The following is a 17,308-nucleotide window of genomic DNA, read 5'->3' as shown; positions in this document are numbered from 1 at the left end:
TCGCTGTTCCCATCACTTCGCTCCTGCGTGCAACGTCAGTGAGACCGACGAGATGACGTGTTTGCCAAGGGAATTGGTACCCACCACCGACACGGTGACCGCGTCCTGATCGCATGCGGTCACCTCGCCGGTGAACGTCACCGAATCGTAGGCGTACCAGGGCACCCCCAACTTGAGGGTGATCTTGGTGATGCGGGCCGACGGGCCGGCCCAGTCGGTGACGAACCGCTCGACCAGTCCGGTGTCGGTGAGGATGTTGACGAAGATGTCCTTGGAGCCCTTGGCGTGCGCGAGATCCCGGTCGTGGTGCACGTCCTGGAAGTCGCGCGTGGCCAGCGCGCTGGCCACGACGAAGGTCGGGGTGGCCTCGATCGTCAACTCCGGCAACCTTGTTCCCACCTCCACGGCCGGTGCCGCCTCGATGGTCATGACCGCTCTCCGTTCTCACGCGGGGTGAAGGCGTAGAGCGTCCACGCCGGCGCACCGGTGTCGGGGTCGGCGTGGAAGTCGAGATAGGTTGTGGTGACCGGCATCCCGATCTCCACCGCATCGGCGTCGACGTCGCGCAGTTCGCCGAGCATACGTACACCCTCGTCGAGTTCGACGAGCGCGACGACGAAGGGCAGGCCGCGTCCGGGGACCTTCGGCGCGCGGTGCACCACGTAGCTGTACACGGTTCCGAATCCGGCGGAGACCACATAGTCGGTGTCCGGGACGGTTCCGTCGGCTGCGCGGGGTTTCCAGGTCGCCGGGATCGGCGGATGCCGCAACGAGCCGTCGGCGATCTGCTGGATGCGCAGTTCGTGTGCGGCCACACCGTCCCAGAAGAACGCGGTGTCCCGGGACGCACTGGGCCGCAACATCTTCGCGGGGTCCAGATCCTCCGGGACCGTCGTCGTCTCCGGAACGGCTGGGCCGGCCGGCGGACGGAATTTGAGGATGCGGAAGTCCATCTCGGCGACCACCTCGTCGCCGACCGACCAGGTGTTGCGGGTGGTGAAGAACCAGCCCTCGCCGAGCGCGGTGGTCTTGGGGCCGACGACGTCGACGAGTTCGGCCGACAGGCTCACCTCTTCACCGACCTCGACGTAACGGTGATAGGTGGTGTCGCAGTTGGTGGCGACGACCGAGGTGTAGCCGGCCTCGTCGAACAGTTCGCTGGCGCGCCCGAGCGGATCGTCGGCGCTGCGCACCCCGCGCAGTCCGCGCATCGTCCACACCTGCGCCATCGCCGGTGGTGCGACGATCCCCCGGTGGCCTGCGGCACGAGCCGCGTCTGCGTCGACGTAGATGGGGTTGTCGTCACCCATTGCCTCCACCCAGTTGCGGATCATGGGCAGGTTCACCGGATCCCGGCCGGCGACCGGTGCGCTGGGTCCGGCCGCCTTGATCTGTTCGGTGGCCTCGATGATGGCCTCGCTCGTCTGGGCGGTCATCGCTTGGCCCTCGGCAATCCGAGTCCGGCGGTGGCGATCATGTCGCGCATCACCTCGTTGACGCCGCCACCGAAGGTGATGACCACGTTGCGTTTGGCCTGCACGTCGAGCCATCGCACGAGCTCGTCGGTGTCCGGGTCGGTGAGATCACCATGGCGGGTGAGGATCTCGTCGATCATGCGGTGGATGCCCTGCAGTCGTTCGGTCGCGAAGACCTTGGTGGCCGCGGCGTCGGCCATCGAGATGGCCTCACCGGTGGAGGCCACCTGCCAGTTGAGCAATTCGTTGATCCGGGCGTAGGCGTCGATCCGGGCGAGCGTGCGCCGGACGTCGGGGTGCTCGGCGATCGGTACGCCGTCGGCGCCCGGTCGCTGCGCCCAGCGCCGCACGCGCGCGGCCAGTCCCTCGATGCGTCCGGCGGGGCCGAGCATCACCCGCTCGTGGTTGAGCTGGGTGGTGATCAGCCGCCAGCCGCCGCCCTCTTCGCCGACGCGCATCGACACCGGTACCCGCACGTCGTTGTAGTAGGTGGCGTTGACGTGATGTGCGCCGTCGGCGGTGATGATCGGCGTCCACGAGTAGCCGGGGTCGGTGGTGTCGACGATGAGAATCGAGATGCCCTTGTGTTTCGGGGCGTTCTTGTCGGTGCGTACCGCAAGCCAGATGTAGTCGGCGTCGTGGCCACCTGTGGTGAAGATCTTCTGTCCGTTGACGACGTAGTGTTCGCCGTCGAGCACGGCGGTGGTGGTCAACGACGCCAGGTCGGTGCCGGCCTCGGGCTCGGTGTAGCCGATCGCGAAATGCACGTCGCCGGAGAGGATCTTGGGTAGGAACAGGTCTTTCTGATCCTCGGTGCCGTGTTCCTGCAGGGTCGGGCCGACGGTCTGCAGGGTCACCGCGGGCAGCGGGACGTCGGCACGGACCGCCTCGTTGGTGAAGATCTGTTGTTCGATCTCACCGAAACCCTTGCCGCCGTACTCTTTGGGCCATCCGACGCCGAGCCACCCGTCGGTACCCATCTGCTTGATCACCTTGCGGTAGGTCTTGCCGTGCCGCTCGGTGAGCATGGCGTGCGCGTCGTCGGGGCTGATCAGGTCGGAGAAGTATTCGCGCAGTTGCATTTTGAGCGCCCGTTGATCGGGCGTCAGGTCAATGAACATCGGCGGTCTCCTCGGTGTGCAGGCCCGCGAGCTCGTCGATCCGCGCCGACGGCCCCCCGACCAGCCTGGCGAGGTCCTTGGCGATCGAGAAGTACCGGTGCAACGGATAGGTGACGTCGACGCCGAGTCCGCCGTGCAGGTGGATCATCGTGCGCAGGGTCGGGGGCAGCTCGTCGGCCATCCAATAGGTGCCGATGGCCAGATCTTGCTGCGCATCAAGATCTTCCGACATCCTCCACGCCGCGGCGGTGGTCGCGAGGTTCATCGAGCGGCCGACGACGTAGACGTCGGCGAGTTGCTGACTGACCGCCTGGAACAGTGCGATGGGTTTGTCGAACTGGTGACGATTGCTGACGTGGTCGGCGGTCAGACGGGTGGCGCCGGCGATCAGGCCGTCGGCATAGGCGCACAACGCGATCCGGTAGGCGTCACGCAACACCGCGAGGTCGGCGGTGAGCAGGTCGGCGGCGTCGACGGACACGTCGTCGAAACGCACCGTGTACTCACCCCAGCCGCTCGAGGACGGGGTGCGCACCAGCGCCACGCCGGGTGCCTCCGTGCGTACCGCGACGACTCCGGCGTCGGTGCCGACGAGCAGCACCGTCGAGCCCTCCGCGTGCAGAACCCCGGTTTTGACCCCGTTCAGCCGGCCATCGCGCAGCGACGTCGCCGGGGCGTCGGTGAGCGCACTGCCGAGCTCGCCGAGCGCGACGGCATGCCAGGCGCCCTCGGCGAGTGTGCCCGCCCATCGCTGCCGCGAGTCGAGGGCGCGCAGCACCAAAGCCGAGGTCAGTGATCCGATCGCGGGCACCACGGCCGCCGACTCCCCCAGCCGACGCAACAGCGGCGTCAACGCGAGGATGCCGAGATCGTCACCGCCGAGCGACTCCGGCAGCGCCAGATGTCCGAGTCCGGCAGCGGTCATCTCGTCCCAGAGCGCGGTGTCGAAGCCGCCGACGGTGTCGGCGAACTTCGACTCCCAGACCGTGTCGTGTCGTGTGAGCACCTCGGCGGCGACGTCCCCGACGGCGATCGCCTCGGTATCGACGGCAAAGTCCACCCCGGCACCTCCTATCGCAAGAATTAGAACCTGTTCTAGTTGTATCAGATCAGGCGCGCGGGAGTCCGAGGATTCGCTCCGCCGCGGCTGTCTTGAGGATCTGGGTGGTGCCGCCCGCGATCGACAGGCACCGATTCTGCAATGCGAGATCCGAAGCGCCACCGGCCATCACCGCGTCGAGCCCCAGGAAATCGAGCGCGGCGTCGGGGACCGACTGCCGGTGGGCGACGCCGATCAGTTTGCGCACATTCGACAGCGCCCCGGGATCATGGCCGGCCAGGCGCCGGGTGACCGCACGTGCGTCGAGGACCCGACCGATGTGGGCGTCGGCGACGAGTCGGCCCAGGCGTGCTTGCTCGGCGCGTTCGAGCGGCCGGGACATCCCGGAGATCTGGTGCAGCAGCGACTCCATCTCCTTGCCGAGCCCGGAACCACCCATCGCCACCCGCTCGTTGGCCAGGGTCGTGCGCGCCAGTCTCCACCCGCCGCCGACCTCACCGACCACGCAGTCGTCGGGGACGAACACCTCGTCGAGGAAGACCTCGTTGAAGTTCGCGCGACCGGTCAGCTCGCGCAGCGGCCGGATGTCGATACCCGGCGAGGCCATGTCGACCAGGAAGTAGGTGATGCCCTTGTGCTTGGGGGTGTCACCATCGCCGGTGCGCGCCAGGCAGATTCCCCACTGCGCGTTGTGCGCCTGTGAGGTCCAGATCTTCTGTCCGGTCAGCATCCAGCCGCCGTCGGTCCGGGTGGCGCGGGTGCGCAGCGAGGCCAGATCCGAGCCGGCCTCGGGTTCGCTGAACAGCTGACACCAGATGATGTCGCCGGCCAGCGTGGGCGCCACGAAGCGGTCGCGTTGGGCGTCGGTGCCGTGCTCGAGGATGGTCGGGATGGCCCAGGCTCCGATGACGAGGTCCGGCCGGACGACACCGGCACGGTCGAACTCGGCGTCGATGAGCAGTTGGAGCGCGGGGTCGGCGCCGAGCCCGTGCGGCGGCGGCCAGTGCGGTGCCAGATAGCCGCTCCCGGCGAGAAGCCGACGTTGCTCCGATTCCGGTGCGGCGCGCACCTTTTCGGCCATCGCGCGGACCTCTGCTCGTTGGCTCTCGACGGCCGACAGGTCGACCTCGAACTCCCGCCGCCCGCCGTCGAGTCCGCGCTGCGACAGCGCGATCCGCGCGGGAACACCGGCGTCGAGACGGGCGCGCGCGGTCATCGCCGAGCGCAGATACAGATGCGCATCGTGCTCGAAGGTGAAGCCGATGCCGCCCAGGACCTGCACACAGTCCTTGGTGATGGCGACTGGTAGGTCGGCGACCAGGATGTCGGCGACCTCGACGCTCAGCGACAACTGCTCGTCGGCGCCGGCGTCGGCAGCGGCGGAGTCGAGGGCATTCGCGAGATCCCAGGCCGCGGCCTCGACCTGCTCGGTGCGGCACAACATGTCGGCACAGATGTGTTTGATCGCCTGGAAGGAGCCGATCGCCACCCCGAATTGGGTGCGAACCTTGGCGTAGCAGACGGCGGTGTCGAGCGCCCAGCGGCACACGCCGCTCGCGAAAGCGTTGCGCGCCAACGCCAGTACACCGTCGACGAGGGGTGAGTCGGCGCACCCGATCAACGCATCCGGCTCGAGGCCGTCGATCGTGACGCGGGTGACCGGAGTGGCCCCGTCGACCGGTGTCTCGACGGTCGCTTCTCGCGTCCCGTCGCCGGGCGCGAGAATGCGCCACCCGTCGACGGTGGGCAGGAGCAGTACCGCTGCGTCGACGTATCCGGGCACCACCAGCTCCAGCCGATCCCCGATGGATGGCAGCGGACCGTCGGAGACCGGGACGACTCCGGGCGCCTCGCCTGCGACCACTGCGGCCAGCAGCCCCTCGGCCCGTGGATCGTCGGTCCTGGTGAGCGCGAGTGCGGTCGCCGCGGTCTCCCCGATCGGGCCGGGTACGAGGTCGCGGCCGCATTGCTCGAGCATGGCGGCGAGGTCGATGAAACCGGCGCCCAGACCACCCTTGGATTCGGGTAACACCGCGGCGAACAGCCCGAACTCGGCGAGTTGGTGGAACAATCCCAACCAGTCCTCGCCCGGTTTGTCGATCTGGGCACGGGCGATGTCGGTGGTACCGACTCGCGCCGACCAGGCCGCGATGGCCTCGCAGACCGCGAGCTGTTCGGAAGACGTGGCGAGAGTCACGGGATTCCTTCGGTGTCGAAAGGTGACCAAGAACTAGAACCTGTTCTAATATGCCATGAGGGACGCGGGTTCGGTACCCACCTACTCCACCGCGCGGCCCACCACGACCCGACGACGTGAGGATGTCCGAGAGCACATGGCTGCATCTGACAACGCCGCAACCGCGACCGAAGCAGTCGCCGACACCGGCACAGGCGAATACGGGTCCGCGGCCCAGCGAGACCGACGACGTCGAATCCTCGACGCCACCCTGACGTTGGCGTCCAAGGGCGGCTACGACGCCGTCCAGATGCGGACCGTCGCCGAGAAAGCCGACGTCGCGGTCGGCACGCTCTACCGATATTTCCCGTCCAAGGTGCACCTGCTGGTGACCTCGCTGGCGCGCGAACTCGCCCGCGTCGAGTCTCGGGTCGACCGGTCACAACTGCGCGGCGACAACGCGATCGAACGTCTGCGGCACGTCCTGGACATGATCACCTTCGCGATGCAGCGCGATCCGCTTCTCACCGAGGCGATGACCCGGGCGTTCATGTTCGCCGACGCGTCGGCGACCGCCGAGGTCGATCAGGTCGCCGGCATCATCGACCGACTACTCGCCGGCGCGATCGTCGACGAGGGAGAACCGGGCGAGGAGGATCTTGCCATCGCCCGCGTGCTTGCCGATGTGTGGATGTCCAACCTGGTGCAGTGGCTCACGCGCCGCGCGTCGGCGACCGATGTCACCAATCGCCTCGAACTGACCGTCCGACTACTCCTGAAGGATCGGGTGCCCCACTCATGAAGACCCGGCTGACCTGCCCGTGTGGTGAGATGCTGCGCGGCACCACCGAAGACGAACTCGTCGACAACGTCCGCAAGCACCTGGCCGAGAATCACCCGGACCACGAGTACTCGCGCAACGAGATCCTGTTCATGGCCTACTAGGCGTCTATCGGCCTAGTTGCCGGCCGGCCGCTTCGCGAGGTCGGCGGCGATCATCGGCCAGGTGTCGTGCAGGTCCTGTTCCCAGTAGGCCCACGAGTGGGTTCCGGTGGGGCGCAACATGACCTTGTTCTCGACGCCGAGCTCGTTCATCCGCTGGGCCATCTGCTCGGTGCACTGGTTCACCGCGGCCTCGATCACGCCGCCGAGGAGGATCTGGTTGCCGAGGGTGACCGGATCACCGTCGATGAGGGGCGCATTGAGCTGATCGTTGGGACCCGGCAGACCGCTGCCGCTGGTCATGTATACCTTGGTGCCGTTGAGTTTTCCGGCGTTGACGTACGGGTCGTTGGCCACCCAGCCGGGGCCGCCCGGCACACCCCACATGTTGACGATGTTGCCGTGGCCGCGATCGCCGACGACCATCCGGATGTACGCCAGCCCCAACGGGTCACTGGTGCGGGCGCACCCGCTGTAGGCGGCGACCGACTTGTACAACCCGGGGGCGGCGATCGCGAGATTGAGCACCGACGTGCCGGCCATCGAGATACCGGCGATGGCGTTCTCGCCCGTCGTGTCGAACTCCTTGTTGATCAGCGGCGGAAGCTCTTTGGTGAGAAAGGTCGTCCACTTGTTGCGCCCGAGTACCGGATCGTCCTTCTGCCAGTCGGTGTAATAGGAGAAGGCGCCGCCGATCGGCGTCACCACGTACACGTTCTTGTCGGCGAAGTACTGCATGTAACTGGTCTTGGCGGCCCAGGTGGCCGAGTCCTCGCCACCACCGGCACCGTTGAGCAGGTACAGCGTCGGCGCGGGCTTGCTCTTGTCCTTGGGCAGAAGGACAGTCACCGGGATCAGCTTGTCCATCGACGCCGAGTACACGATCGCGGTGACCTGCTGGGGCGAGTCGTGGACGAGGGTCTGGATCTTCGACGCATTCATCGGTGCCGGATTGGCGGGATTGGCCGGCTGGTCGGCGGTCGAGGTGGTCGACGTCGTCGTGGTGTTGGTCGAGGAATTGGGCGGCGCCGGATCGGTGTCGGCGACGCCGACGCCCGTGCCGGTGAGCGCGCCGACGGCCACGGCGGTCGACGCCGCCGCCAGAACCCGCACCAAGCTCTTATGCACCATCAGCCCCTTCAATCACAACAGTCACAGTTTTCTCAGCTTAACGTCCCGATCGGCGTCCCGGAAATCGCGGGAGCGGTCGTTAGCCAGTTGTGATGGTTCGCGTTCGGTCAACAATCCATGCGCGCACGTGCAAGTAATGCCGGCCGCCGATTTCGAGAATTGTGGCAGCAGTCACAACGACCGAGAGAGCGGAGACGCAATGACGGCAGTGGACATCGACGGTGCGGCCACCCACCTACCCGCGGGCACCGAAACGAGGCTTTTCATCGGAGGTGCCTGGCGCACGGCCGCCGACGGCGAGACCTTCACCGACCTGAACCCGGCGACCGGTCGGCCGCTGGTCGACGTCGCCGCGGGCTCGGCCGCCGACATCGATGACGCGGTCCGTGCGGCCCGTGCCGCGCTGTCGGGCAGTTGGGGCGCCACCCCCGGCGCCGCAAGGGGTGTGCTGCTGAACCGGGTGGCCGACCTCATCGAGCGTGATGCCGACATCCTCGCCCGCCTCGAGTCACTCGACATCGGCAAGCCGATCGGGCAACCGGCCATGCTCGACGTCCCCAACGCGGCGGCCACGTTCCGTCACTTCGCGGGCTGGGCCGACAAGATCACCGGTCAATCGATCCCCACCGCCGGCTACTTCGGGCGGCCGACACACTCCTACACCGTGCGCGAGCCGGTCGGTGTGATCGGCGCGATCATCCCGTGGAACACCCCGCTGATGATCGCCGCATGGAAGCTCGCACCAGCCCTGGCGGCCGGGAACACCGTCGTGGTGAAGCCCCCGGAGGATGCACCGCTGTCGATCCTGCATCTAGCATCGCTACTCGCCGAGGCCGGACTGCCCGACGGTGTCGTCGGCGTCGTCCCCGGACTGGGCCAGGTGGCGGGTGAGGCGTTGACCGCGCATCCCGACGTCGACAAGATCAGCTTCACCGGAAGCCCACGGGTGGGTCGCCACATCCTCAAGGTGGCCGCCGACACCTTCAAGCGCACCACGCTCGAACTCGGCGGCAAGTCACCGCAGATCATCCTCGCCGACGCCGACGTCGAGGCCGCGATCAACGGCACCGCGATGGGGCTGTTCTTCAATCAGGGCGAGGTGTGCGCCGCCGGAACCCGTGTGCTGGTGCATCGTTCGCACTACGACGCGGTGGTCGAGGGACTCGCCGGCGCCGCGGCCGCGCAGGTCCTCGGCGACCCGCTGGACCCGGCCACCACCATGGGTGCGTTGGTCAACGCGACACAGCAGGCCACCGTGCTGGACTACATCGCGTCCGGCCGGTCCGAGGGGGCTCGCCTCGTCGCAGGCGGCGACCGTGGCGGGGAGTCCGGATTCTTCGTGCAGCCCACCATCTTCGCCGACGCCACCAACGACATGCGGATCGCCCGCGAGGAGATCTTCGGGCCGGTCGGCACGGTGATCGCCTTCGACGATCCGGACGAGGCGATCGCACTGGCCAACGACACCGACTACGGCCTCGCCGCAAGCATCTGGACATCGGATGTGGCCCAGGCTCATTCGCTGGCTGCGCGGGTACGGGCCGGAGCGGTCTGGGTCAACGGGTGGGCGGCGATCGACCCGGCGTTGCCCTGGGGCGGCATGAAGACCAGCGGTGTCGGCCGTGAGCTCGGGTGGGCGGGCATCGTCGCGAACACCGAGGAGAAGGTCGTCACCGTCGTTCTCTGAACAAGTCAGACCTGTGACGACCGCCCGAACATCGGATCACCGAAGTAGTTTCACCGAAGACAAGGATCGATCATGAAGACACAAGCAGCAGTTCTGTGGGAGCCCGGTCAGGATTGGCAGATCGAGGAACTCGAGCTCGACGCGCCGAAGTACGGCGAGGTGAAGGTCGAGCTGGCGGCGTCGGGGATGTGCCATTCCGACGAGCACGTCCGCGACGGCAGCGTGCCCGTGGGGATGTATCCGTACATCGGCGGCCACGAGGGCGCCGGTGTGGTGACCGAGATCGGCCCGGGGGTGAAGTCCGTCGAGGTCGGCGACCACGTCGCCCTCGGCTTCATCCCGGCGTGCGGGCGGTGCCCGTCGTGCGCCAAGGGGATGTCGAGCATCTGTGATCTCGGCGCCAATCTGCTTGCCGGCGTGCAGCTCTCCGACGGCACTTCTCGCCATCACGTCAACGGCCAGGATGCGGGTCTGATGTGCCTGCTCGGCACCTTCGCACCGGTGACCGTGGTCAACGAGGCGTCGTGCGTCAAACTCACCAAGGACATCCCGCTCGACAAGGCCGCTCTCGTCGGGTGCGGTGTGACCACCGGTTGGGGCTCGTCGGTCTACGCGGCCGGCGTTTCCGCCGGTGAGACCGTCGTCGTGTTGGGCATGGGCGGCGTCGGCTGCGGTGCGGTGCAGGGTGCCGCGCTGGCGGGTGCGCGGCACGTCGTGCTCGTCGATCCGTCGCCGTTCAAGCGGGATCAGGCCAAGATCTTCGGCGCCACGCACGCGGTCGCGAGCATCGAGGAGGCACAGGAACTCCTGCAGGAGATCACTTGGGGTCAGCTGGCCGACAAGGTGCTCATCACCGTCGACGTCGCACAGGGCGCCCTGGTGGCACCGGCGATGAGCCTGGTCGCCAAGGGTGGTGTGTGCGTGCAGGTCTCGGTAGGTGACCTGACCGCCACAGATGTCACGATGAGCCTGTTCGACCTCACCGCGATGCGCAAGACGTTCAAGGGCGCATGGTTCGGCAACGCCAACATCCGCTTCGACATCCCCCACCTGCTACGTCTGTACATGGAGGGGCGCCTCAAGCTCGACGAGATGATCACGCGCACATACACTCTCGACCAGGTCAACGACGGCTACGCCGCGATGCGCCGCGCCGAGAACGTGCGTGGGGTCATCATGTACTGACGTTGCGAACGCTGCCCGAGCTTGCAGACGCCGTGGGTGTACCACCCGCGTTTGCCGACTCGGGCAGCGTTTTTCATACAGTCGGTCAGTCCACTCCGGCCGGGTCACGATCCCGGCAACCTGGCCCAGGAACCAGCACCGGCACAATCGGTCTCGAGGCTCCTCGCTGCGCTCGTCACACCTCGACCAGCGGGCAAAGGGACCGACAACACCGATCACCACCGGAACCAGCACCGGCACAAGCGGTCTCGAGGCTCCTCGCTGCGCTCGTCGCACCTCGACCACCGGGCAAAGGGACACCGAGTTCCTATCGTCACCGCGACCAGCGGGCAAAGGGACACCGGCTGGGATCGGCCACGCAGGTCGGGCGAGCGGACGCGGACCAGCGGGATAAGGGGACGCCGGGGGCGGAATCAGCCGGCGGCGGGCAGGTGGGAGTCGCGATATTGACGCGGACTCATGCCGAAGGCGCTCTTGAAGATCCGGGAGAAGTGGGCGGCCTCGACCAGACCGTTGGCGGCACAGATCGCCCCGACGCTGCGGTGGATCTGCAACGGGTCGGCCAGGTCGCGGCGGCATCGCTCCAGTCGCAGCCGGCGGATGAATCCGGCGACGGTGTCGTCGTCCTGCGCGAAGAGCTTCTGCAGATAGCGCAACGACACATGATGACGAGCCGCAACGGCTGCCGGTGTCAGGAACGGGTCACCGAGGTGCCCTTCGATGTACGTCCGCGCCGACATCAGCACAGTGTCCCCGGCACCGATGCCGGTGTCGGGCACCGCGGCGCGCAGGCAGGCGCTGACGAGGTCGGCCACGGCATCGGTCACGAGGGACTGTGCGCGCATTCCCTGAGGCGCCATCGACTCCTCGCCCAGCGATTGTTCCCGCAGCGCGCAGAGCATCGGACGCAGCAGAGCGCCCACACCGGTGCATGAGGTGATGGTGCGCGCCACACCGTCGTCGAGTTCGGAGTCATTGATACGCAACGTCTCCCGCGGGATGACGGCGACCAGGATGTCGAACGAGTCGGCCAAGGCCAGCTCGTAACGTCGGCTCGTGTCGTAGACGGCCAGGTCCCCGGGTCCGAGTTCGGCCTCCCGCCCGGCCTGTGACACCGTCGAATGCCCCGACAACTGCAGCGCCACCTTGATCACGCCGGGGTCGGCCCGCCGGATCGTCGACGCGGTCCGGCGCACCCACGCCGACTCCCCGAGTACCTCCGACAGTTGGAGGTCCCCGAGTTCCCGGCTGGCGAGGCCGCCGCCGAATGCCGTGGGCGCGCCGACGAGCGGCGCGGCGTCCAACGGCACGAAGGCACTCGAGATCGCCTCCCGCCACACGTCGAACTCCAGATCGTGTGAGGCGGCGGTGCTCATGACATCAATCCTTGGGGCGGTTGTCGACCAATCGTTTCGCCTTGCCGGTCGATCGTTGCAGGGTCCCCGGCTCGGCGATCTCGACGTCCACGGTAACCCCGATCCGATTCTTGATGGCCTTTCTCAGCGAATCGGCAGCAGGCTGCCAGTCCGAACCCGGTGCGTCGGGACGGTATTCGACGCGAACGGTCAGATTGTCCATGCGGCCGGGACGTTCGAGGACGCACTGGAATTGGGGCGCGAGTGCCGGCACGGCGAGGATCAGTTCCTCGATCTGCGTCGGGAACAGATTGACCCCGCGCAGGATGATCATGTCGTCGCATCGTCCGGTCACCTTCTGCATTCGTCGCACCGAACGCGCGGTGCCCGGCAGCAGTCGCGTCAGATCGCGGGTGCGGTACCGGATGATCGGCATCGCCTCCTTGGTCAGAGAGGTGAAGACGAGTTCCCCCTCCTCCCCGTCCGGCAGCACCTCACCGGTCATCGGGTCGACGATCTCGGGATAGAAGTGGTCCTCCCAGATGTGCAGTCCGTCTTTGGTTTCCACACACTCCTGCGCGACACCGGGCCCCATCACCTCCGACAGTCCGTAGATGTCGACGGCATCCATCCCCACCTGGGTCTCGAGTTCACGCCGCATCTGCTCGGTCCACGGCTCGGCACCGAAGACACCGACGCGCAACGAGGTCGACGACGGATCGATCCCCTTGGCGATCATCGCATCGACGATGGTCAGCATGTACGACGGCGTGACCATGATGGCGTCGGGGGCGAAGTCCTCGATCAGCTGGATCTGGCGATCGGTCATGCCGCCGGACATCGGGATCACCGTGCAGCCCAGACGCTCTGCGCCGTAGTGTGCGCCCAGCCCACCGGTGAACAGACCGTAGCCGTAGGCGACGTGGACCTTGTCCGACGACCGAACCCCGGCCGCCCGCAGGCTGCGGGCCACCAGATCGGCCCAGTTGTTCAGATCGTTTGCGGTGTAACCGACGACGGTGGGACGGCCCGTCGTTCCCGATGAGGCGTGAATCCGCGACACCTGCTCCTGCGGTACCGCGAACATCCCGAACGGATAGTTGTCGCGCAGATCGGCTTTCGCCGTGAACGGGAACAACGACAGATCCGAGAGTTCCTTCAGATCGCTCGGATGAACCCCCTTCTCGTCGAAGGCTTTCCGGTAATGCGCGACGTTGTCGTAGGCGTGGTGCAACGACCACTTGAGACGCGAGAGCTGCAGATCGGCGATCCGGTCGCGACTCGCGTATTCGATGTCGACGGTCTCCGAGCCGCCGGCGGCGCTGGGGAGGGTGCTGGTCATGGTGGACTCCAGGCGTGAGAGAGAGGACGGTGTCAGGCGTCGAAATCGACGGTCACGGACTCGGTTACGGGATAGGACTGACAGGTGAGGACGAACCCGGCGGCCACCTCGGACTCCTCGAGGGCATAGTTACGTCGCATGTCGACCTCCCCACAGGTGATCTTGGCGCGGCAGGTTCCGCACACCCCGCCCTTGCAGGCGAACGGCAGGTCCGAGCGCAGGTTCTCCCCCGCGTCGAGAATGCTCTCGTCCCGAGAGAGCGAACCGGCAACCGAACGTCCGTCGAGGACGATGGTCACCTCGCTGGTGGGCCCCGAGATCCCCGGCTCCCGATGCCGATCCGGTGGCGGCGGCGTTGCCTCGACGTAGAAGAGTTCGTGGTGGATACGGTCCCTGGCGATGTCACGGGCCAGGAGCACCTCCTCGGCCGCCTCGACCATGCCGAGCGGGCCGCACAACCAGAAGTGGTCCATGTCGCCGGTCGGTACGACGGTGGTGAGGATCTCCTCGAGACGATCACGATCGAGTCGCCCGCTGAACAATTCGGCCTCGCGCGGCTCGCGGGAGAGCACGTGGATCACGTCGAACCGCGGACCGTGGGCGTCCTTGAGATCGGCGATGTCCTCGGCGAACATCACCGACCGGGTCTTGCGGTTGGCATAGATCAGCGTCACCTCGGCGTCGGGAGTCGCCAGCATCGACGCAGCGATCGACAGCATCGGGGTGATGCCCGAGCCGGCCGCGATCAACAGGTGCCGCCCGCCCGAATCCGGGTTCGCCTGAAACGATCCCGATGGCGGCTGCACCTCGATGCGATCGCCGGGACGCACCTGATGGACCAGCCAGCTCGAGAACAGTCCCCCATTGACCTCACGAACACCCACCCGCGGCGCGGCGCCCGCGGGCGCGCAGATCGAGTAGGTGCGCCGGTGTTCGGTCCCGTCGACCGTTCGCCGCAACGTGAGGGACTGTCCGGGCCGAAAGGTGAAGGTGTCCCGCAGATCCGGCGGAACGTCGAACCGGACGGCGACGGCGTCGTCACACAGGGATTCGACGTCGGCAACGGTCAGGCGGTGGAAGTCGCGGTTGCGCGACGGACCGGTGACCGGAACGGCGGTGGTCTCGACGGTTGAGGTCACGGTCAGATCTCCTTGACGTGATCGAACGGCTCGGCACACGCCAGACACTGGTAGTGGGCTTTGCACAGGGTGGCACCGAACTCCGAGATCAGTTGCGTACGAGTCGAACCACACTGGGGGCACGCCACCTCGCGCGGGCGCGCGGTCAACGTCAGCGGGATCGGCCCGGACCGCCGCAGCGGTGCCGCACCCGGTGGCGAGTACCCGGCCTCGACGAGCTTGGCGCGCCCTTCGTCGGTGATCCAGTCGGTGCTCCACGCCGGAGTGAGGCTGGTCCGGATCGTGACGTCGGCGAATCCGTGACAATGCAGTGCCGCGCTGATGTCGTCGCGGATCGTGGCCATCGCCGGGCAGCCCGAGTAGGTCGGGGTGATCGTGACGGTCACCGCGCCGGGATCGTCGAGCCGGACCTCGCGGATGATCCCGAGGTCGGCGAGGGTGACCATCGGCATCTCCGGGTCGAGAATCGATTCCACGATCTCACGCGCGGATCGGGTTGCGAGTGTCTGCATCTCACCACACCCCTTCAGGGTGGCGACGGGCCACGCTCTGCATCTCGGCGAGCAGCAATCCCATGTGCTCGGTGTGCAGACCGTCACGTCCGGCGCGGCCCCCGACCCGCCCGATGTGCGGTCCGTCGAGGATCTCGACCTCGGCAGCGTGACACACCTGGCCCACGATGTCGTCGAATTCGTCTCGCACGCAAGCGGGATCGACCGCCACACCGACGGCGGCGAGTGCGAGCTCCTCGGCTGTCGGGACGAACAGCTCGTCGACGTAGGGCCACACCCGCGACAGCGCGTCGAGCAGGCGGCGTCGTGACTCCGCGGTGCCGCACCCGAGGGTGACCACCCAGCGGGCCGCGTAATCACGGTGATAGGTCAGCTCTTTGACGCCCTTGTCGGCGACCGCGGCCAGCACCGGATCCCGTGAGGTGCGCAGTCTGTCGAACAGGGCCAGTCGCCAGGTCGAGAACACCAGCAGCCGGACGAGCGAGACCGCGAAGTCGCCGTTGGCGATCTCGACGAGATGCACGTTGCGGAACGACGACTCGTCCCGGAAGAAGGCCAGTGCGTCTTCGGCGGGCACCGGCGTGGTCTCGGAGATGTGGGGTACCACAGCCGGATCGGCGGCCGCGGCGCGGGCGAGCAGGAGCCGCGCCGCACCGAGGAGGTCGATTCCGATGTTCGCCAGCGCCACCTCTTCCTCGAGTTCGGGTGCGTGGGTGCACCATTGGGCGAGTCGCTGAGCACTGATCAGCGCGTCGTCGCCGAGCATCAGGCAGTAGGCGGCCAGCGCGGCGTGGTCGACGTCGTCGGGGACGGTGGTGTCGACGCCGGCGAGCGGATCGTCGAAGCTGGTGCCGAAGGCCCACTGGCCGTGCGAATCCTCGTCGACGAGGCCCTCGTAGGCGTTGTCATGATCGGTCATGTCGTCGTCCTCTCACATGTGGGGGACGTTGTCGGGGATGTCGTAGAACGTGGGATGCCGGTACACCTTGTCGCCGCTCGGGGCGAAGAAGGGGTCCTTCTCCGACGGACTGGTGGCGACGATGTCGGCCGAGCGCACCACCCAGATACTGACGCCCTCGTTGCGGCGGGTGTACACGTCGCGCGCATGCCGCAAGGCCATCTGGTCGTCGGCGGCGTGCAGCGACCCGACGTGCACGTGGTTCAGCCCACGCTTGCCGCGCACGAACACCTCGTACAGCGGCCATTCCGCCTTGATGTCACTCATCGGTGGTTCTCCTGTTCCCGTGCGGCGAAAGCCGTTGCCGCGTCCCGCACCCAGGCGCCGTCCTCGTGGGCGGCGCGGCGGACGGCGATCCGTTCGACGTTCATCGCACCGTTGCCCTTGACGACCTCGGTGAATTCACTCCAGTCGGGTTCGCCGAAGTCGTAATGTCCGCGTTCGGCATTCCACGCCAGATCCGGGTCGGGGAAGCTCACGCCGAGGGCCTCGGCCTGTGGGACGCTCATGTCGACGAACTTCTGGCGCAACTCGTCGTTGCTGTGCCGCTTGATACCCCACGCCATCGACTGCTCGCTGTTGGGCGAACGGTCATCGGGCGGACCGAACATCATCAGCGCCGGCCACCAGAACCGGTCGACGGATTCCTGGACCATCGCGCGCTGCTCGTCGGTGCCACCCATCATTGTGGTGAGCAGCTCATAACCCTGCCGCTGATGGAAGGACTCCTCCTTGCACACGCGGATCATCGCCCGGGCGTACGGTCCGAAAGAGCTGCGGCACAACGGTACCTGGTTGCAGATGGCCGCGCCGTCGACCAGCCACCCGATGGTCCCGACGTCGGCGTAGGTCAGCGTCGGGTAGTTGAAGATCGAGGAGTACTTCTGCCGCCCGGAGATGAGTTTGTCGGTGAGGTCGGCGCGATCGGCGCCCAGTGTCTCGGCGGCCGAGTACAGGTAGAGGCCGTGGCCGGCCTCGTCCTGCACCTTGGCCATCAATATCGCCTTGCGCCGCAACGACGGAGCCCTGGTCAGCCAGTTTCCCTCGGGCTGCATGCCGATGATCTCCGAATGCGCGTGCTGGGCGATCTGCCGGATCAGCGTCTTGCGGTAACCCTCGGGCATCCAGTCACGCGGTTCGATGCGCGCCTCGGCGGCGATGGTCGCGTCGAACGACTGCTGAAGCTCGGATTGCTGTAGTTGCGTGTCGGTCATCGTTCCTGCTC

The 17,308-nt window shown here is 67.1% G+C and carries 17 protein-coding genes; 4 read left to right on the top strand and 13 right to left on the bottom strand.

Annotated features, from left to right (window positions below; translation table 11 throughout):
* Positions 1–12 precede the first annotated feature (12 nt).
* The 5 genes from GOPIP_RS11260 to GOPIP_RS11240 are packed head-to-tail and all read right to left on the bottom strand — an operon-like array spanning position 13 to position 5,853.
* A complete protein-coding gene (locus GOPIP_RS11260; RefSeq protein ID WP_006369775.1) occupies positions 13–429 on the bottom strand; it encodes a MaoC family dehydratase in 417 nt (138 codons plus the stop codon).
* Positions 426–1,436 carry a bifunctional MaoC family dehydratase N-terminal/OB-fold nucleic acid binding domain-containing protein gene (locus GOPIP_RS11255; RefSeq protein ID WP_006369774.1) on the bottom strand — a complete coding sequence of 337 codons (1,011 nt, stop codon included), beginning with the start codon at positions 1,434–1,436 and terminating at the stop codon, positions 426–428. The genes GOPIP_RS11260 and GOPIP_RS11255 overlap by 4 nt, the downstream gene beginning before the upstream one ends.
* Complete coding sequence (locus GOPIP_RS11250; protein ID WP_006369773.1) at positions 1,433–2,596, bottom strand: acyl-CoA dehydrogenase family protein; 1,164 nt, start codon at positions 2,594–2,596, stop codon at positions 1,433–1,435. The genes GOPIP_RS11255 and GOPIP_RS11250 overlap by 4 nt, the downstream gene beginning before the upstream one ends.
* Positions 2,586–3,656, bottom strand: coding sequence for an acyl-CoA dehydrogenase family protein (locus GOPIP_RS11245; protein WP_006369772.1), 1,071 nt, complete (start codon positions 3,654–3,656; stop codon positions 2,586–2,588). Before GOPIP_RS11245 ends, GOPIP_RS11250 begins: the two co-directional genes overlap by 11 nt.
* A 49-nt stretch (positions 3,657–3,705) precedes the next feature.
* Positions 3,706–5,853 carry an acyl-CoA dehydrogenase family protein gene (locus tag GOPIP_RS11240; RefSeq protein WP_006369771.1) on the bottom strand — a complete coding sequence of 716 codons (2,148 nt, stop codon included), beginning with the start codon at positions 5,851–5,853 and terminating at the stop codon, positions 3,706–3,708.
* Positions 5,854–5,989: 136 nt separating this feature from the next.
* Between GOPIP_RS11240 and kstR the strand changes: the two genes are divergently transcribed.
* Together kstR and GOPIP_RS28275 are read left to right on the top strand one after the other, a co-directional pair.
* The gene (kstR, locus tag GOPIP_RS11235; RefSeq protein ID WP_006369770.1) at positions 5,990–6,634 is read left to right on the top strand and encodes a cholesterol catabolism transcriptional regulator KstR; all 645 of its coding nucleotides are present in this window, start codon (positions 5,990–5,992) and stop codon (positions 6,632–6,634) included.
* Positions 6,631–6,777, top strand: a complete 147-nt coding sequence (locus GOPIP_RS28275) for a YuzB family protein (RefSeq protein WP_006369769.1) — start codon at positions 6,631–6,633, stop codon at positions 6,775–6,777. Before kstR ends, GOPIP_RS28275 begins: the two co-directional genes overlap by 4 nt.
* 12 nt (positions 6,778–6,789) lie before the next feature.
* Here the strand turns inward: GOPIP_RS28275 and GOPIP_RS11230 are convergent, their stop codons facing one another.
* Positions 6,790–7,905, bottom strand: a complete 1,116-nt coding sequence (locus tag GOPIP_RS11230) for an alpha/beta hydrolase (protein WP_006369768.1) — start codon at positions 7,903–7,905, stop codon at positions 6,790–6,792.
* 199 nt (positions 7,906–8,104) lie between these two features.
* Between GOPIP_RS11230 and styD the strand changes: the two genes are divergently transcribed.
* Together styD and GOPIP_RS11220 are read left to right on the top strand one after the other, a co-directional pair.
* Positions 8,105–9,592: a phenylacetaldehyde dehydrogenase StyD gene (gene styD, locus GOPIP_RS11225; protein ID WP_006369767.1), complete on the top strand. Its 1,488-nt coding sequence runs from the start codon at positions 8,105–8,107 to the stop codon at positions 9,590–9,592.
* 72 nt (positions 9,593–9,664) lie between these two features.
* On the top strand, positions 9,665–10,777 hold the full coding sequence (locus GOPIP_RS11220; RefSeq protein WP_006369766.1) for an NDMA-dependent alcohol dehydrogenase: 1,113 nt from the start codon (positions 9,665–9,667) through the stop codon (positions 10,775–10,777).
* Positions 10,778–11,190: 413 nt separating this feature from the next.
* On the opposite strand, the gene GOPIP_RS11215 is transcribed toward GOPIP_RS11220, so the two are convergent.
* Genes GOPIP_RS11215 through paaA form a run of 7 tightly spaced genes read right to left on the bottom strand, consistent with a single transcriptional unit; the run spans position 11,191 to position 17,297 of the window.
* A complete protein-coding gene (locus tag GOPIP_RS11215; RefSeq protein WP_006369763.1) occupies positions 11,191–12,153 on the bottom strand; it encodes an AraC-like ligand-binding domain-containing protein in 963 nt (320 codons plus the stop codon).
* A gap of 4 nt (positions 12,154–12,157) precedes the next feature.
* Positions 12,158–13,474 carry a phenylacetate--CoA ligase PaaK gene (paaK, locus tag GOPIP_RS11210; RefSeq protein WP_006369761.1) on the bottom strand — a complete coding sequence of 439 codons (1,317 nt, stop codon included), beginning with the start codon at positions 13,472–13,474 and terminating at the stop codon, positions 12,158–12,160.
* Between the two features lie 32 nt (positions 13,475–13,506).
* Positions 13,507–14,613 carry a 1,2-phenylacetyl-CoA epoxidase subunit PaaE gene (paaE, locus tag GOPIP_RS11205; RefSeq protein WP_006369759.1) on the bottom strand — a complete coding sequence of 369 codons (1,107 nt, stop codon included), beginning with the start codon at positions 14,611–14,613 and terminating at the stop codon, positions 13,507–13,509.
* 2 nt (positions 14,614–14,615) lie between these two features.
* Positions 14,616–15,125 (bottom strand): 1,2-phenylacetyl-CoA epoxidase subunit PaaD, encoded by a 510-nt coding sequence (gene paaD, locus GOPIP_RS11200; protein WP_020170097.1) that lies wholly within the window; start codon positions 15,123–15,125, stop codon positions 14,616–14,618.
* A gap of 1 nt (position 15,126) precedes the next feature.
* On the bottom strand, positions 15,127–16,044 hold the full coding sequence (gene paaC / locus GOPIP_RS11195; RefSeq protein WP_006369756.1) for a 1,2-phenylacetyl-CoA epoxidase subunit PaaC: 918 nt from the start codon (positions 16,042–16,044) through the stop codon (positions 15,127–15,129).
* 12 nt (positions 16,045–16,056) lie between these two features.
* On the bottom strand, positions 16,057–16,350 hold the full coding sequence (gene paaB, locus GOPIP_RS11190) for a 1,2-phenylacetyl-CoA epoxidase subunit PaaB (protein WP_006369755.1): 294 nt from the start codon (positions 16,348–16,350) through the stop codon (positions 16,057–16,059).
* Positions 16,347–17,297, bottom strand: coding sequence for a 1,2-phenylacetyl-CoA epoxidase subunit PaaA (gene paaA, locus GOPIP_RS11185; RefSeq protein WP_006369754.1), 951 nt, complete (start codon positions 17,295–17,297; stop codon positions 16,347–16,349). The genes paaB and paaA overlap by 4 nt, the downstream gene beginning before the upstream one ends.
* Between the last annotated feature and the right edge of the window lie 11 nt (positions 17,298–17,308).

The organism is Gordonia polyisoprenivorans NBRC 16320 = JCM 10675, assembly GCF_000241325.1.
Lineage (GTDB): Bacteria > Actinomycetota > Actinomycetes > Mycobacteriales > Mycobacteriaceae > Gordonia > Gordonia polyisoprenivorans.
This window is presented reverse-complemented; position numbering and strand designations above follow the sequence as displayed.

Coding starts and splice junctions, on each gene's coding strand:
- styD (WP_006369767.1), top strand. CDS start 8,105: ATGACGGCAGTGGACATCGACGGTGCGGCCACCCACCTACCCGCGGGC.
- GOPIP_RS11255 (WP_006369774.1), bottom strand. CDS start 1,436: ATGACCGCCCAGACGAGCGAGGCCATCATCGAGGCCACCGAACAGATC.
- GOPIP_RS11230 (WP_006369768.1), bottom strand. CDS start 7,905: ATGGTGCATAAGAGCTTGGTGCGGGTTCTGGCGGCGGCGTCGACCGCC.
- paaK (WP_006369761.1), bottom strand. CDS start 13,474: ATGACCAGCACCCTCCCCAGCGCCGCCGGCGGCTCGGAGACCGTCGAC.
- GOPIP_RS11215 (WP_006369763.1), bottom strand. CDS start 12,153: ATGAGCACCGCCGCCTCACACGATCTGGAGTTCGACGTGTGGCGGGAG.
- GOPIP_RS11220 (WP_006369766.1), top strand. CDS start 9,665: ATGAAGACACAAGCAGCAGTTCTGTGGGAGCCCGGTCAGGATTGGCAG.
- GOPIP_RS28275 (WP_006369769.1), top strand. CDS start 6,631: ATGAAGACCCGGCTGACCTGCCCGTGTGGTGAGATGCTGCGCGGCACC.
- paaC (WP_006369756.1), bottom strand. CDS start 16,044: ATGACCGATCATGACAACGCCTACGAGGGCCTCGTCGACGAGGATTCG.
- kstR (WP_006369770.1), top strand. CDS start 5,990: ATGGCTGCATCTGACAACGCCGCAACCGCGACCGAAGCAGTCGCCGAC.
- paaB (WP_006369755.1), bottom strand. CDS start 16,350: ATGAGTGACATCAAGGCGGAATGGCCGCTGTACGAGGTGTTCGTGCGC.
- GOPIP_RS11250 (WP_006369773.1), bottom strand. CDS start 2,596: ATGTTCATTGACCTGACGCCCGATCAACGGGCGCTCAAAATGCAACTG.
- GOPIP_RS11260 (WP_006369775.1), bottom strand. CDS start 429: ATGACCATCGAGGCGGCACCGGCCGTGGAGGTGGGAACAAGGTTGCCG.
- paaA (WP_006369754.1), bottom strand. CDS start 17,297: ATGACCGACACGCAACTACAGCAATCCGAGCTTCAGCAGTCGTTCGAC.
- paaD (WP_020170097.1), bottom strand. CDS start 15,125: ATGCAGACACTCGCAACCCGATCCGCGCGTGAGATCGTGGAATCGATT.